The sequence below is a fragment of the Actinopolymorpha sp. NPDC004070 genome, from assembly GCF_040610475.1.
In the GTDB taxonomy this organism is placed as follows: domain Bacteria; phylum Actinomycetota; class Actinomycetes; order Propionibacteriales; family Actinopolymorphaceae; genus Actinopolymorpha.
The window spans coordinates 221,402-236,683 of the sequence record NZ_JBEXMJ010000002.1 but is presented as its reverse complement, the minus strand read 5'-3'; the positions used below and the strand labels follow the sequence as shown (position 1 = coordinate 236,683).

Annotated in this window: 13 protein-coding genes and 1 tRNA gene; 7 read left to right on the top strand and 7 right to left on the bottom strand. The window is 64.3% G+C overall.

The genetic code is table 11. From position 1 onward, the window contains the following. Window positions 1–543 (bottom strand): hypothetical protein, encoded by a 543-nt coding sequence (locus ABZV93_RS04680; RefSeq protein ID WP_354930342.1) that lies wholly within the window; start codon window positions 541–543, stop codon window positions 1–3. Window positions 544–745: 202 nt separating this feature from the next. Here ABZV93_RS04680 and ABZV93_RS04675 point away from each other — a divergent pair, with 202 nt between their 5' ends. Then, entirely contained in the window at window positions 746–1,810 is a 1,065-nt protein-coding gene (locus ABZV93_RS04675; RefSeq protein WP_354930339.1) for a hypothetical protein, read from the top strand. Window positions 1,811–1,858: 48 nt separating this feature from the next. After that, window positions 1,859–2,317: a YbaB/EbfC family nucleoid-associated protein gene (locus tag ABZV93_RS04670; RefSeq protein ID WP_354930336.1), complete on the top strand. Its 459-nt coding sequence runs from the start codon at window positions 1,859–1,861 to the stop codon at window positions 2,315–2,317. Window positions 2,318–2,350: 33 nt separating this feature from the next. Here ABZV93_RS04670 and ABZV93_RS04665 read toward each other — a convergent pair whose 3' ends face one another. Continuing rightward, window positions 2,351–2,926, bottom strand: a complete 576-nt coding sequence (locus tag ABZV93_RS04665) for an AAA family ATPase (protein ID WP_354930333.1) — start codon at window positions 2,924–2,926, stop codon at window positions 2,351–2,353. A gap of 210 nt (window positions 2,927–3,136) precedes the next feature. On the opposite strand from ABZV93_RS04665, the gene ABZV93_RS04660 reads away from it, so the two are divergent. The 4 genes from ABZV93_RS04660 to ABZV93_RS04645 all read left to right on the top strand — a co-directional run bounded on the left by ABZV93_RS04660 (window position 3,137) and on the right by ABZV93_RS04645 (window position 8,015). Further along, window positions 3,137–4,573: an FAD-binding oxidoreductase gene (locus ABZV93_RS04660; RefSeq protein ID WP_354930330.1), complete on the top strand. Its 1,437-nt coding sequence runs from the start codon at window positions 3,137–3,139 to the stop codon at window positions 4,571–4,573. A gap of 194 nt (window positions 4,574–4,767) precedes the next feature. Then, window positions 4,768–4,858, top strand: a tRNA-Ser gene (locus ABZV93_RS04655). A gap of 542 nt (window positions 4,859–5,400) precedes the next feature. Further along, window positions 5,401–6,564 carry a DUF262 domain-containing protein gene (locus ABZV93_RS04650; RefSeq protein ID WP_354930327.1) on the top strand — a complete coding sequence of 388 codons (1,164 nt, stop codon included), beginning with the start codon at window positions 5,401–5,403 and terminating at the stop codon, window positions 6,562–6,564. Then, entirely contained in the window at window positions 6,540–8,015 is a 1,476-nt protein-coding gene (locus tag ABZV93_RS04645; RefSeq protein ID WP_354930324.1) for an AAA family ATPase, read from the top strand. Before ABZV93_RS04650 ends, ABZV93_RS04645 begins: the two co-directional genes overlap by 25 nt. Before the next feature lie 19 nt (window positions 8,016–8,034). On the opposite strand, the gene ABZV93_RS04640 is transcribed toward ABZV93_RS04645, so the two are convergent. The 5 genes from ABZV93_RS04640 to ABZV93_RS04620 form a co-directional block, all read right to left on the bottom strand. Next, window positions 8,035–9,384: a tyrosine-type recombinase/integrase gene (locus tag ABZV93_RS04640; protein ID WP_354930321.1), complete on the bottom strand. Its 1,350-nt coding sequence runs from the start codon at window positions 9,382–9,384 to the stop codon at window positions 8,035–8,037. A gap of 127 nt (window positions 9,385–9,511) precedes the next feature. Further along, window positions 9,512–9,706 carry a helix-turn-helix domain-containing protein gene (locus ABZV93_RS04635; RefSeq protein ID WP_354930318.1) on the bottom strand — a complete coding sequence of 65 codons (195 nt, stop codon included), beginning with the start codon at window positions 9,704–9,706 and terminating at the stop codon, window positions 9,512–9,514. A gap of 173 nt (window positions 9,707–9,879) precedes the next feature. Next, window positions 9,880–10,014 (bottom strand): hypothetical protein, encoded by a 135-nt coding sequence (locus ABZV93_RS04630; protein ID WP_354930315.1) that lies wholly within the window; start codon window positions 10,012–10,014, stop codon window positions 9,880–9,882. Then, entirely contained in the window at window positions 10,011–10,370 is a 360-nt protein-coding gene (locus ABZV93_RS04625) for a DUF3846 domain-containing protein (RefSeq protein ID WP_354930312.1), read from the bottom strand. The genes ABZV93_RS04630 and ABZV93_RS04625 overlap by 4 nt, the downstream gene beginning before the upstream one ends. A 50-nt stretch (window positions 10,371–10,420) precedes the next feature. Further along, window positions 10,421–10,924: a hypothetical protein gene (locus ABZV93_RS04620; protein ID WP_354930309.1), complete on the bottom strand. Its 504-nt coding sequence runs from the start codon at window positions 10,922–10,924 to the stop codon at window positions 10,421–10,423. A gap of 880 nt (window positions 10,925–11,804) precedes the next feature. Here ABZV93_RS04620 and ABZV93_RS04615 point away from each other — a divergent pair. Next, on the top strand, window positions 11,805–15,194 hold the full coding sequence (locus ABZV93_RS04615) for a class I SAM-dependent DNA methyltransferase (RefSeq protein ID WP_354930307.1): 3,390 nt from the start codon (window positions 11,805–11,807) through the stop codon (window positions 15,192–15,194). The last annotated feature ends 88 nt before the right edge of the window (window positions 15,195–15,282 follow it).

Genomic DNA, 15,282 nt, shown 5'->3' with positions numbered 1-15,282 from the left:
TCAGTCGGCGAGGGGTTCGTCCAGCGGGTCGTGCCACTTCGTACCGGCGTACTCGCGGACGCAACCCAGGAGTTCCTCGCTCGGCCGCGACCAGTTGTCGACCCCGGCGATCAGCAGCAGCCGGCGGTTGGGGTCCCAGCGCATCGCCCACTTCATGCCCCAGCGGCGGGGCTTGGCATCGGTGTCCCACCCGTCCACCGGGCGTACGGACAGGAAGCGGGCACCACGCCACTTCACCAGCCCGACACCGTCCAGGTCGCTCCACGGCATCCGCATCCGGTGGGTGTTGAACAGCCCGACCATCGACAGGGCGGTCTCGTCGATGTCGATCGCGAACCAGCCACGCAGTATCAGGTAGGCGGGAACGCCGAACAGGCACGCCACCGCGGCGAACAGGAGAAACCACAGCACGCCCGCGATGCCGGGGCTACCGAGCAGCATCACGACGGCCGGGACGGCGGTGAGGATCGTCAGCACCGGGAGCAGGAAGACGCCGAGGAACGTGCCCAGCGGGTTGGGTCGGAACACTTCGTTGGCGCGCACGGCCGACAGGGTATCCGTACGCGCCGACCGCGGGCCGTACTCCCGAAGTTGTCCACAGGTGCGGCCGCCGGCCACTCCGGCGCGACCGTCCTGACCATTAGGCTCGGCACCTCGCCTCGCGACATACCGGGATCGGGAGGCAGGGCCGGCGACCGGGACGTGGTCCGGTCCGGGTGGGCAAGGGGACGACGGAGGCCGTTCGGTGGCACCACAGAACAAACACACCAGACATCTGATCGAGGCGGCGGCGAAGGCGGCCGCCGACAAGGCCGGCCCGCACCTCAACGTCGCGGTCGACTACGTCGACAGATACACCGAGCTGCCCTGGAACGCGTTCGGCGCACTTCCCGCGGCCATCCTGGCCGGCTCCTACGACGCGGCCAGGGACAGCCAGCTGCGCAACCTCAGGGACGGCCGGGAGAAGCTCGAGCAGATGGTGGCGGGTCTGGCCCGGGTCGCCCACACCTACTGGACGGCGGAGAAGGCCAACACGCTCACCGCCGACGGCAAGGAGAAGCTCGAGGCCACCAGGCCGAAGCCGGCCACGTCGATGCTCGGCTCGATCGTCGACGGCTACGCGGCCGGCGGGGTTCCCGTCACGGTGCTCGCGGCAGTGGCTCTCCGGCCGCACTGGGTCTTCTCGATCGTCACGAAGAACGCCTCGGCGAGGCTGTGCCCGCTGGCACTGATGAGCGTGGGGACCTGGGCGGCACTGGAGCCCGACGAGGAGTCCCTCAGCCAGGCGAAGGGCGCGTGGGAGCAGACCGCCGAACACCTGAAGAACATCGGTGACCTCGACACGGCGATGGGGCTGAGCGACGACGCCTGGTCGGTGGAGAACGAGTCCCGCAGGCAGTTCAACGCCTGGCTGGCCGACTTCCAGGTCGAGCTGAACGACGCCAAGGACGCCGCGTCCGGTCAGGCGACCGCGATCGACGGTGTCGTCTCGGCCATCCGCGGAATCCAGATGGGCATGATGATCACCGACGCCGCCTGCTTGGCCGCGATGATCTGCTTCAAGATCATGGAGGCGTTCCCGCTGACGACGCTGGCGGGCAAGCTCGGCCAGGTCGCCGTCGCCATCACCAACGCGATCGCGACGACGGCGGTGGCCGCTGCGATCCTGACGTTCATCGCCACGTGGGCAGGTAACGCCACGTCAATCGCCAGCGCCGGACAGTTCAAGAAGCTGGACATCGGGCCGGGCGGTGAGGAGCAGACGTTCGTCGACCTGAAGGATCCCACCAAGGACTGGGCGAAGGCGTGAGCCGCGACCGCCCGACTGTGCACCCCACCTGCCGGGAGGACAGCGCACATGAGCTTCTTCGGGATCCCCGAGCTCGACGCCAACATGGACGGCCTGCTGAACATGGCCGACCAGGTCGCCACGATCCAGCAGCGGATGAACGAGCTGACGGCCAGTGCCACCAGCGAGGACGAGTACATCACCGTCACCGTCGACGCGAGCGGTGAGGTCGCCGCGATCGACCTCAACCCGCGCGTCATGCGGAAGGCGTCCGAGGACCTCGCCGAGGAGCTCAAGGCGACGATCAACCGGGCGCACGCGGCGCTGGCCGAACGGAGCCAGGAGCTCATGTCCGAGCTGACCGGAGCGGCCGGGATCGACCTGAACACCGCGCTGAACGGTTCGAGCAACGTCAAGGAGGCCGCCGAGGAGCTGATCCGGGTCGGGCGCGGTGACCTGACGCCGGAACAGGCGAACGCCGCGATGCGCGACGCCACCCACCGGGTGACCGGCTTCAGGCAGCCCTGACCCGCGGCGCGGTCCTCGGTCCTGACCAGCGGCTCAGTCGACCCGGGTCTCCGGCAGCCGCTGCAGGATCTGCGTCACTGTCTGCTCCGGCGTCTGGTCGGAGGTGTCCAGCCAGAGTCCGATCCGGGGCGTCTCGACGCGCAACGCGGCGTCGAGTTCGGCGGCGCTCCAGCCGTCGGCGTACCCCGTCTTGGTCCGGCCGGACTCACGGCGCTCCACCACGTCCGGCCCGGGCGCGAGGACGACAACGCCGACCGGGCGGCTGACCAGTGACTTCACGTACTCCGGCAGGTGCCGCCCGATGATGATGTCCTGGACGACGGCGGTGTAGCCGGCCGCGGCGTAGGCGTCGGCGACCGAGGCGGAGATCCGGTAACGCAGCCGGAGTTCGGCGTCCATGGCCTCCCCGCCGCCCGGCACGATCGGCGCCGATCCCGACACGATCATCCGGCGGAACACGTCACCGCGTACGTGCGCGGACCGGTCCAGGCGTTCGGCCAGCAACTGCGCGACGGTCGACTTGCCGGCCGCCATGATGCCGGTCACCACGATGACCCTGGGGACCTCGGCCGGCTCGGGGATCTCGAGCGGCTCGCGCTGGGGGACCATCGCTCCATGGTGCCGGGTGGGTGCGCCGCGGAGCACCTGGTTTGGATCTCGGTCCGGGCCGACCGGCCCCGCCGCTCCCGGGCCGGACGCCCGCGGTGAGCGGGACGAGATGCCCGTGCCGCCACGCGGACGCCGATGGTGGGATGCCGGGAGAGCGGGCGTGCTCCGCGTCCGTGCGTCCCCGCGTCTCCGCCTCCTGGGGGTCCGGCCGTGGCTGTCGTACGACTGAACTCCTTCGCCGGCGATCTCGTCGAGGTGCCCGAGGGGGCGGTGGAGAGGTTCGCGGACGACCTGCGCGGCCGCCTCATCCAGCCCATCGATCCCGAGTACGACACGGCCCGGTCGGTGTGGAACGGTCTGGTCGACAAGCGGCCCGGACTGATCGCCCGCTGCGCCGACTCCGGCGACGTCGCCACCGCGGTCAACTTCGCCCGCGAGCACGACCTGCTCCTCGCCGTCCGCGGTGGCGGGCACAACGTCTCCGGGGTCGCCTCGTGTGACGGTGGCCTGGTCGTTGACCTGTCCCCGATGAGCGCGGCCCTGACCAATCCGGCCACCGAGATCGTCCGCGCCCAGGGCGGCGTACGCATCGCCGACCTCGACCAGGCGACGCAGCCGTTCAACCTGGCCGTCCCGATGGGCGTGGTGAGCGACACCGGTGCGGCTGGTCTCACGCTCGGCGGCGGGTTCGGCTGGCTGTTCCGCAAGCACGGGCTGAGCTGCGACAACCTGCGGTCGGCCGAGGTGGTGACCTCCGACGGCGGGACGGTGCGCGCCGGGTCCAAGCCCAGCGAGGACCCGGACCTGCTGTGGGCGCTGCGCGGGGGCGGCGGCAACTTCGGGATCGTGACGGAGTTCGAGTTCCGTGCGCACCCGGTCGGGCCGGACGTCTTCTGCGCGCTCCTCGTGCATGCCGGCGCCGACGCGGGCGAGATGCTGCGGGCGATCCGGTCGTGGAAGGAGACGATCCCGGACGAGGTGGCGACGATCGCGATCCTCATGGACGGGCCGCCGATGGAGGGGATCCCGGCGGACTTCGTCGGGCGGCCGGTGCTGATCCTCCTGGCCACCTACATCGGCGACCCCGACGAGGGCGAACGCGTGCTGGCCGCGGCCCGCGCGCTCGGCCGGCCGGTCGCCGACCTCAGCGGGCGGCGTACGTACCTCGAACTGCAGCAGTTCTTCGACGACGACTATCCCGCGCACGATCTCCGCTACTACTGGAAGTCGCGCTTCCTCACCGGGCTGGACGACGCGCTCATCGACACGATCGTCTCGCTCGGCGAGGCGGCGCCGTCGCCGCGGTCCAGCATCGACGTGTGGCCGCTCGGCGGCGCGATGGCCAGGGTGCCCGCGGGCGACACCGCCTTCGGCGACCGGTCGATGCCGTACATGCTGGGCATCGAGGCGAACTGGGAGCTTCCCGAGGACGACGACGCCAACATCGCCTGGGCGCGTGAGGTGTACGAGCGGACGGGAGCGTACTCCGACGGGCGGGAGTACGTGAACTTCCCCGGCTTCTACGAGGCGGACGAACTCGCGCGGTCGGCGTTCGGGGACAACTACGCGCGTCTGGTCGAGCTGAAGCGGCGCTTCGACCCGGAGAACCTCTTCCGGCTCAACCACAACGTCTTGCCTACGGGCTGAGGCTGCGGCTTTCGGCTCGTCTCGACGGGGGCTCGCAGCCAGGGGTGGGACGGGCTGTCGTAGGTGGATGGGACAATGGTCGGCGTTGCCCTCGAGGCGTGAGCTCGGGGGCTGATCTGCGGGGTACGCCGGGGTGGGGTCTGGTCGTTCGACCGGCTGTCGCCTCTCGGGCTCAGGCGTCGTGCCGCAGGTCGGGAGGGCTCGCATAGTGGCCTAGTGCGGCGGTCTTGAAAACCGCTACCGAGGGACCCCTCTCGGTCATGGGTTCGAATCCCATGCCCTCCGCCCAAGCCGGAAAACGGCCGCTGACCTGCGACGATGCGTGACTGCGGTCTAGTTGGCCAGTCCAGCCGCGTCCGGCCGTCGATGGCCGTTCGCGAGCATCTGCGGCGAATACGCGGCGAAGCTAGACATGAACCCGAGCATCCAAGCGAGGATGAACACGTGACGCCGAAGGCGATCCCAAGGCTCGCCGAGCCGCTCCACCGGGCGCCCGCGCCTCTTTGAACGCTCCCTCTCAACGTAGCCCCGCCGCCCTGGCCGGTATGTGATGTAGTTCTACCAACTGCTGACATTTTGCCTCTCGGCGTGGCATGCTATGGCGGCGTGATCGACTCGCCATAGGTGTGCCTAATCATGCAGACCGCAGTGACTAGATATGGGGGCAAGATCGTATTCTGCAGGCGTCGTTGCCATTTCGCGCGGCCCTTAATTTGCGAGTGCTTTGAGTCGCGGCATCGTTAAGGATTACCGCGTTAGACACACAGGCGCCAGGCGTGATTCGGAATCTATTACTCACACGCCGACATACGTAAGGGGAGGGATACGTGCGTTTCAACACTAGTGATCCAGACTTGGATACCATCGTCAACCGGGTGCGAAGGAAGACTATCGATCTTCAGCCAGAATTTCAGAGGGGGGAAGTTTGGACAATTTCGAAGAAGCAGCGATTAATCGACAGCATCCTCCGGCGGTGGCACGTCCCCCCGATACACCTTGTCGCCAAGGGTGGCGGACGTTTTGATGTCCTCGACGGTCAGCAACGCCTCACCGCAATCCGAGACTTTATGGATGGGATCTTCCCTGTCGACGGGCGGATCGAACCGCAAGAGGACCGTCTGTACGAACTGCACGGCAAGAAGTATTCGCAACTCCCAGAGGAGGTGCGTGACGAATTCGGGACCTTCTCGATTCGTGTATTCGAACTCGGGGATTATTCACCTGATGAGCCGCACGAACTATTTTTCCGGTTGAATCAACCGACGAACCTTACAGAGGCTGAGAAACGCAACGCCTTCATCGGTGACCCACGTAACCAGGTGCGCGAATTGGTGGACTGGGCGTCTGCAGAAGGTCTGTCAACACATCGAATTGGTTTTTCGAATGCAAGAATGGCCTATGATGACCTCATAGCGCGTTTCATGCTAACGCTGGAGCAGCGGTCACTCGTTGAGAAGGTTACTGCGCAAAGGATTACAAATAGGTATCGAACTAAGTCGCCCTTCTCACCTGAGACCATCGCCACTGCGAAGAACTGCCTAAGCTACGTGCTGCAGCTTCCCATGCTTGACGGTCAAAGCGAGCGAATCAAGCCCAATAAGGCCACAGTCCATACTTGGCTCTGCATGGCAGCTCGTGCGAACCGGATACATAAACTTGAAGTGCTAAGTCCCATATTATCCTTTTCAATTGAGTGGATCGAGCGGGCGCGTATGGCCAGAGATTCCTCCCACCCGCTTGAGCTTTCAGTTCCACTACGGATCTTTCAAGACAGAGCTACTGCGCGGGTCGCGGATGTGTCGTCGGTTGTCCTTCGGGACCTGACGGCCTGGATGATCTTCGCCGATCTCTGTCCTGAGAGACTAATATCGGAGCTTCCAATGGCTTCGCTCTTACTTGAGGCCCGAGCTCACTCTGAGGCACGAGACGCCGAGCATCGCCTGTCTGCGTTCTCCCAGAAGTCAGAGTGGGGGGCAGAGGGTTGGATTTGAGGTTTGCAGAGCGAAGGAAATGGTTCAGGCAGCTAGAGAGGAGAAGCTATGCGACCTCGCTGTCCGTGGCTAAGTTCACTTCTAGCTCCGGAGAATTGCTCAATTTAGAGTTTACGCCTGGACTGCACGTGATAAGTGGAGGGAATGGCGCGGGTAAGTCCACCACTCTGGGGGCTTTGTCGCGATGTCTAGGTGTGTCGACTAACCGCGAACGAGATCAGTTCAGTCTACCAAGTGTGCCCGCATGGCTAGCCAAACTGGAAGTCAGTGGAACGCATAACGACACTCAGTGGTCGGCTGCTATGGACTTTGTCGCGCCTGAGCTTGTGGGGGATTGTCCAGCACCGACCTTCTACGTGAATCCGTCATCGGAGACCGAGCAAATACTATTGCAGTTCAAGGAAGACGACTCCCCTGGGGATCTGACCGAGGGAGTCGATCCGGCGCCTTTCAGTGAGGATGCGTGCCAACTCGTGTCCTATCTGCTGCGGCGGAACTATAGTTCTATCGAAACCTACGAAGTTACCGCGTATAGCGAGGAAGATGATCCGGTCCCCTTTTTCGTGGTGTCGTCTATGGGTCGCACATACGATTTGATGGGAATGGGGAGAGGTGAACTCTCGGCGATCTACCTAGTGTGGCGTTTAAATCAGATCCCGGCTGGCTCGGTAGTCCTTTTAGAGGAGCCGGAAAGCCACTTAGCTGTATTTTCTCAGGATGCCCTAGTTGATACATTGGTGAAAATCGTAATAGATCAGAATCTTGCGGTCGTGGCTTCGAGTCATTCACCCGGTTTTTTCGAGCGGCTTCCGAATGGAAGCGTAACGATGCTTTCGGCTCTACCCCAGCCAGCGATCTCAAGCGGCCTGTCGACGGCTGCGGTAGCGAGACATCTAGGAATTCCTAGCCGCGGTGAGACCATTTGCCTGATCACAGAGGACCGGCTTGCTGCTGAAATGCTTCGGGCGGTCTTAGCGAGATTCGATGAGGAATTGCTGTCGCATACCATGATCTGGTATGCGAATTCAGGGATGTCAGGTGTTCGTCGCATCGCCGACGAGTTGAAGGCTGTCCAAGGTGCGCGCCATCAGGTTGTGGGGATTTTGGATGGCGACCAGAGGTCTGTCGCTGGCGATAAGTTTGGGTACCTCATTGGCGATGGGGCCCCAGAGGTAGTGATCAGAGGCGAGTTCGACAATTGGCGGTCCGGCGCAATCCAGAACTGGTCGCCTCTTCTCCCGGGCGGGGCGGAAAATTTGATAAGGGCTCTTGAGCGGGCGGACGGGTCCGATGGTCATGACTGGTTTGAAGCAGTGGCCAAGGAGTGCGGTGGTCTACAAGTCTTTATGTCGGCATGTCTCGACTTAATGTGTCGCAACGAAGAGTTGGAGAGTCAGGCTGCCGTCTTAGTCTCGTGGATTCGATCAAGGCATCGAGTTGCGGACGTGTAAATGGTTGCCCAGTGGTCCTCTAACTGTTGCTCTCTTTCTGCAGTGCGCGTTCGATTCGCTGTTTGGCTACCTCGTCGCGGCCAGCGATGCAGCGGACATAGACGCGGAGGAGGACGGCGACGCTGTGGCCCGCCCATTCGGCGACCTGTGCGGGGTCGACGCCGGCGTTGAGCCAGGTGGTCACGCACGCGTGGCGTAGGTCGTAGGGGCGGCGGGCGAGCGCGGAGGCAGCCTCTTGCGGGGAGAGTGCTGCGGCCCTTGCCTTGTGCCAGACCTGCCAGACGGTGCTCTCCGACAGCGGACGGTTGTGGTACCGGCTACGGAAGAGCCGACCGTCAGGAGCTGTGCCGAACTCGTCCAGGTGCCGGCGGAGCAGCTCGACCAGCCGAGGGTGGCAGGGCACAGGGCGCACGTCCTGCTTGGCGCGGTGCTTGAGCTGACGTGACTCGCGTCGAGTGCCGGCCTCGGTCCACGCGGTGCTGAGGGCGGGTGAGGAGTGGCTCAGCAGGAGCTCACCCCACTCTCCCGACTCGATCTCCCGGTCTTCCTCGTTCGACCGGACCAGCGGTGGCAGCTTGATGTCCGATGCGCGAAGGTCGGCTACCTCGGCCGGCCTCATTGCGGCGTAGTAGATGCAGGCGTAGAAGGCGACCATGCGCGGGCCCATCGCGGTGGGCAGATCTTCGGCAGCGGCGAGGATGGCTTCCGCCCGTCTGCGGTCGACCAGGATCCGCGGGTCTACCGCGTCGGCGACCTTGGGAGCCGTCCACTTCACCCGCCGAAGCGGGTTCGTGGGCAGATGGTCGCGTTCGACCGCGTACTCCAGGGCGTTGAAGAAGATCGCCCGCTTGCGCGCGAACGTGTTCGCGGCGGTAGGCGTGCCGTCCTGCTTGCTTGCCAGCGTGTCGAGGGCTCGACGTATGACGACGGGGTCGTCAAGGCTGGACATTGGCAGCGTGTGGCGTTCCAGCCAACGAGTGATGCCCACGCAGTCCTCAGGTGGACCGCCGGCCTTCCGTGCGGACGTGTTGAAAGCCCATGCATAGAGGGCCTTGCGCAACAGTTTGCGATTGGGAGGCGTGCTGCCGTCCGCGAGCAAGGCCGGCGTCACCGTGGCCAAAGCGTCGGCGATGGAGCGCCGCGAGTTTCCGGCTGCGCGGGCCCACTTCATGTCGACGTAGGCGCAGGCGTGCTCGTACCAGCTGACGTCGGCGTCTTCTTGGACGGATAGCGAGATGGGTAGTCCGGTCTGGAGGTCGAAGGCCTCACCTCGCCGGGCGGCGCTGAGGAGGTCTGCGCGGAAGCTTTCCGCCAGCGCTCTCGTAGCGAAGGTTGAACGTCGTTGCGTCCTGGCGACCGTCCACCGCACGGTGTGCGAGCTACCCCTGGCGCCCTTGTAGCTCCTGATCTGCCATACCCGGACGTCGAACGATGTGTCCTTGCGGGCCTTCGCAACTTCGTGGCTTGAGCGCATGAGTTTGCCTCACCTCGGCTGGTCAGGCTGCTTCCTCGTGAGCGTCGAGCCACCGCTCGAGCTCCGAGCGGCGGATGCGGAGTTCACCGTTCGGGAGCCGGATACAGCGAGGCCCCCGGGCCTTCTTTCGCCACTCGTAGAAGGTGGACCGGGAGACGCCGAGCTCCTTGCAGAACTCAGCGACTGTGAGACGTTCGTTCGACCTGGATGGCGGCATAGTGCCTGATCCTTTCTCGGACCGGTGTGACGATCGTGGGTGAGCTCTACTCGCCGCGTCGGCCGGGTGCCGGCTACGCCTCGGTGGTGCAGTCGGGTGAGATCTCCTTGAGGGAGGTTTGGTCGGTGACGTGGGTGGCAGTAGGCGCACTCGGCGCCGTCGGCCAGCGGCGTTCACGCGTGCGGGTCGCCGCGGCCGGTGCGGCAGGGGATGAGGTCGGAGAGGTCGCGGTTGGCGTGGGCGAATGTCTGGGCGCAGTCCAGGCACTCGTCGTAGCCGTCGCGGTGGATGAGCCGGTGCGCCCTCATGGGTGGGCACCGATGCTGACGAGGACGTCGGTGATCTGTGCGATGGCAGCCTGGGTCTGAGCTGGGCTGAGGTTGATGCTGTCGCCGTCGGAGGTGACGCCGCAGAGCAGGACGGGGCCGAAGTAGGGCTGGTGGGTGTGTCCGTAGCGGCGGGCCAGTTGGGTGGCGTACGGGTTGGCAGGGTGGTTGTAGATGCCCTCGTCGTCGAGCCACATGTCGATCTTGTCGGTGAGGGACACGACGTCGACGAGATCGCAGCCCAATGCGGCGTACATCGCCTTGAGTCGGTCGCGGTCGGGCAGGGTGATGGCGGTGACGGTGCCGTCGACCGCGAGGACGAGCGCGTTGCCGGTCATAGGTACGTACTCCTTGGGATCCGGGTACTGGGTGGCGTTGCGTGGCAACGTCAGGGCGTCTCGCTGGTCTCGCGGGCGGGTCCCGGCAGGGGAGTCAGATGAGCGCCGATGAGTCGTTCGCTGGCGTCGGCGGCGTGTGCTGTGCAGACGTGTGACTCGCGGCCCTGTCCGTCGCGAAGGAGGAAGGCTGCGGGTTCCTCGCACGCCATGCCGGCGCGGTCGTAGTCGAAGCTCCGAGAGCAGCGGCTGCACCAGCAGCGTCCGCCGGAGGAGCGCAGCGTGTTGCCGTGCTCGGGGCACACGCCCCACTGCACCTGGCAGGTGTCGGGCCCGCGTGCGGCGATACGGGTCAGGTCGCTCGCGGTGATCTCAAGCTGCGCAGCGACCGAGCGGGCGAAGGATGCGGAGGTGTCCAGCCGGAAGCCGGCGCGTCGTTGTGGTGTGTCACCGGTCGACCGGATCTCCTGGTCCACGGCGTCGATGTCTGCTCCGAGGCCACGGGCCACGGTGGCGAGCTGGTGGAGTCGGTCGATCACGCCGGTGTGCTCGTCCATTGCTGTGCTTCTCTCGCGTGGGTGTCGCGTGGTGTGGTGTTGGCTGGGTGGGCGGTACGGATGTGCTGGTCGGCGTCTGCGTAGGCGAGCGCCCAGGTGGTTGCGGTGCCGACATAGGGACGAGCACCGGCGCACAAGGAGCACCGCCAGGTCCACAGACCGTCGGAGCTCTGATGTACGCGGACCAGCCGATCGACGTGCAGGTTCATCGCCGATCACCGCCGGCCGTGCTGGCCAAACGTTCGGGCCCTCCGTGGTTGGCGTTGCCGCGTTCCTCCATGGACTCCTGCGTCTCCCTACTCGTAAACAGTCGGCGAGCACCGCGAGCATCACCACATAGTGCACTAGGAGGCATGGAGGATCAAAGCAGAGTTGAAGAACGTGGGATTACCCTGCGGACTGGCCTTGTCCGTCGACCTGCACGAGCCTCTTCCCGGGCTTTCGGAGTAGGCGTCGACTATCTGTCTGTCCGCCGCAGAATCCGCAGAACGCGCAGAACCTGGTCCGCCGACGTGTCCGCCCGGGCCAGAGGCCTGAACGATTCAAGCCAGCGCAGCCGCAGAACTGGCGCAGAAGTCCCGCACAATCGATGTGTGGGCGCTGTTCAGGCTGACGAGGACACGGAGCCCGGCGCGGACTGGCAGTTGTGCGGCGATTAATGCAAGGTTCTGCGGCTGGCGTCGCCCAGGGGTCCGAGGGCCTCTGACCTGCGCAGACGTCCATTGGGCGAGGATCTGCGTATTGTGCGGAATCTGCGGCCAGGACACATCCGGCCGGAGGGCGCTGCCTGTGGTAACGAACTGACGGACTACCCGCCGGCGGTGCGGCCCGTTCGTCGATTGGATGGAACCGCACACGCGGCAAGGCCCCTTCCCGTGCGATGCCGGCCTTCTCAAGATGCCTGCCGTTCGGCGTTCTTTCGCGCGCTTCCTACCTCTACGGTCGCCTCGGCGGCTCATCACTGGTTCCGGCCTGTGCACACCTCGATGCGGTGATGTGCGACTCTCGTACGAAAGAAGATCATCAGGACGGAGTGTGCGCGATGGTCGGGGACGGGCAGCAAGGTCTGGCCGATTCAATCTGGTCCGTGACGGACCTGTTGAGGGGCAATATCAGGACGACCGAGTTCGGCTCGGTCATCCTGCCTTTCACGGTGTTGCGCAGGATGGATTGCCTGCGCGGCCAGGGAGGCGCGCCTGAGTCGAGCGAAGGCAGACGCGCAGGCTGCCCTGAGGGCGCAGCTGCCGATGCTGGACTTGTAAGGCTCCTACCTGGCCCTGAATCTCACGCAGTCCGAGGCGAGCAGTCTCTTGCCGCGGACTTGTATCGCCTTGCACAGGAATGCCCGGCAGGGCTCGTAGACCTGCTGGACTCGTTCCATTTCGCGGAAACCGTCCATAGCCTCGCGAAAGCGCATCTGTTGGGGCGGGTAGTGTCCCACTTCGCAGCGCTCGATCTGAGCCATGCGACGGTTCCCGTACCGCAGATGGGTCAGGCATTCGAGGAGCTGCTGCGGCGCTTGACCGAAACCTTGGACGTGCTGTGGGAGCACACAACCCCACGAGACGTCACTTCGATTACCGCACGGCTCGTCCTCGGTCCGGACATTGCAGAGCTGAGCCGCACGCATCGCCAGGTTCGGGTCTACGACCCCTGCTGCGGTACTGGCGGCATGTTCTCTGCTGCCGAGACTCTCCTGCGGGGCGAGAGAACGCGTTCCGAACTGGTCGTCGCCGGTCAGGAAGTGAACGCGCAGGCTTACGCCGTGGCTTGCTCCCTACTGCTGATGAAGGGCATGGAACCGGGTGGGCTTTCACGGGGTGACGTGCTGGTCGATGATCGATACAGCAGTGAAACGTTTCACTACCTGATGGCGGCCCCACCGTTCGGCGTTTCCTGGAAGAGGCAACAGGAGGTAGTCACAAGGGAGGCGAGGGACTTGGCGTTCGCTGGAAGGTTCGGAGCTGGGTTACCGAGCCTCAGCGACGGCAGCCTGCTATTCGTTCAGCACGTGGTAAGTCACATGCGGTCGGCTGAGCAGGGCGGAGCGCGTGCCGCTATCCTGCTCAACGCCTCGCCTCTCAACCGGGGTGGCGCGGGATCTGGCGAGTCGGAGATCCGTAGGTGGTTGCTGGAGCAGGACATCCTAGAAGGCGTGATCGCCCTGCCTGCACAACTCTGGCCGAATACGGCGATTCCTACGTACATCTTGGTGTTGTCGAATCGGAAGCCGTCTCGGCTTCGCGGGAAAGTGATCGCCTTAGACGCAGGCGGACAGTGCGCGACCAGACGCAAATTCGTGGGTAGCAAGCGCAAGTACCTCACCGACCAGCATATCAGCGACATCGTGCAGCGGTACGAGCGCGCAAGAGAGGGCGAGTTGAGTGAAGAACGTTCTGTCGACGGCGAACACAGCGCGCTGCTGTTCGACGCGGATGACTTCGGTTATCGCGAGGTCAGGGTCGACCATCCAATGCGGCAGCACTTCGAGGTGAACGCCGATGTAATCGATGCATTGGAGTCGGCGAAGCTGGTCAGCCGTTTCGAGGGGGCCGACCACCTACTGCGCGCACTGCGGTCTCTCAGCGGTCAGACTTGGGCGACCTGGTCTTCCTTCACTATGGCGCTGGCGTCAGCTCTAGAAGGGTCGGACCTGTCCGGCGACCTCACCCCGACGCTGTGGCGACTTCTCCGTAGAACTGCTGGCGCCTTGGATCCGCTCGGTGAGGTCCAGCGGGACGAGCAAGGAAGAATTATTCCGGATCCCGCACTTCGGGACCGTTGGCGGGTGCCTCTACGCCAAGATCTCGAAGACTCCTTGCAGCGCGATCTGACGGAACTATACCCGGACTCGCAAGCCGACCTTGGATCAATCGAGATTGGATATTCGCTACCTCAAGCTCCCTTTATTAACAGTTGGCCTAGTACCGGATTCGGACCGCTTTCAAGAGTAGCGCGGCAGGTTCCAAATCGCTCGCTCACGCAGCGGGACAAGGAAGGGAAACGCCTGCTGCGCGGGCACGACCTTCAGGCGGTTGCCACTGCAGCGGACCTCCCGGAGGCGACAGAGTCGGAACTACCACTCGCCGCGTGTATCGATGGCGATGTAGTAGGGCAGCATGTCAGTTGGCGCCTGCTGCCAGGAGGATTCGGTGACGCATTGACGCCACTTACAGTACTGCGACCAATCGGTGACTTTGGATTTGCCTTGTGTGAATGGCTCCAACGTGGGAGCGAGGAGGGCGCGGGAGTTAGGCGTCTTTCGCCCCACACCCTCGTGCCGCTGACGCTGATCAAGGACGTGGCGGTCAACGGATGGCTGGAGGAGCTTTACGCGGGACGGGCAGCGCTCGCTGCCGCCACCTCACAGGTCCTGCCGAACGTGTTTAGTAACCCGCGTGCCGGCGTTAATGACATTCGCCGTACGGCTCGGGCCGCGGCGTCCGATGGGCGCATCATTGGGGAGCTAATGTCACCGCTTGAGGACCCGGTATGGCGTGCAGAGTGGAGCTATCCATACCAAGTAGCAGCATCGGCTCGGCAGTATCGGACCGCGACTCAGCTCGGCCAGCGTCAAGATGCCCTGCTCAAACTTGGAGAGAGCGTGGCGCGGTGCGTCGGGGTGCTTTCCGTTGCAGTCCTAATCCAGCGTGGCGGGGGCCTGACCAGGGCGCTTCGTGATCCATTCACGCGAGGTGATGGAGCGACGTTCGGAGTGTGGCACAGACGGGTCACGGACCTGCTCAAGGCTGGGTCCGTTCCCGAGCTCCCCGAGATAGAAAACATTTTGGATGACGCTGGGGGGCTCGGGCCGCTCAGCCGGTTGCTCGCAATGAGGAACTATTCCCGTCATGCGTCTAGGGTGCAACCCGACCACGAGCTGGAGCGCGAAGTAGAGACGTTGGAATCCGAAGTTGTTGCCACGCTTGAGGCAGTGGGCTGGCTGTCGGGACTTCATTGGGATCTGGTTGACGCGTGCTCATACGTCGGTAACGGGAGCTTCGCCATACGGGGGCGGCGCTTGCGAGGAAGTCATCCCGAGTGGGAAGCCTTCGAAGACCCCAGCGCAGGCGTAGTTGAACCAAACAGAATCTATGTGCGCGGCAGTTCCTCTCTACAATCGCTAGATCTCTGGCCCATTGCACGGGTTGAGGTGTGCGCGGAGTGCGGGTCGCGAGAACTCTTCTTGCTGCACAAGAGTGAGGAGAAGGAAAAATTGATAACCCTTCGCTGCGCCCGAGATCACGAGATCAAGCGACCTATTAACTAGGGCATCCTGCAAGGCCTTTAGGTCCCGGCCTAACGTAGTCAAGATGGGCGGGCGTAAGTCGGTGCAGGCGGGACGGTGTGGTGCCGTA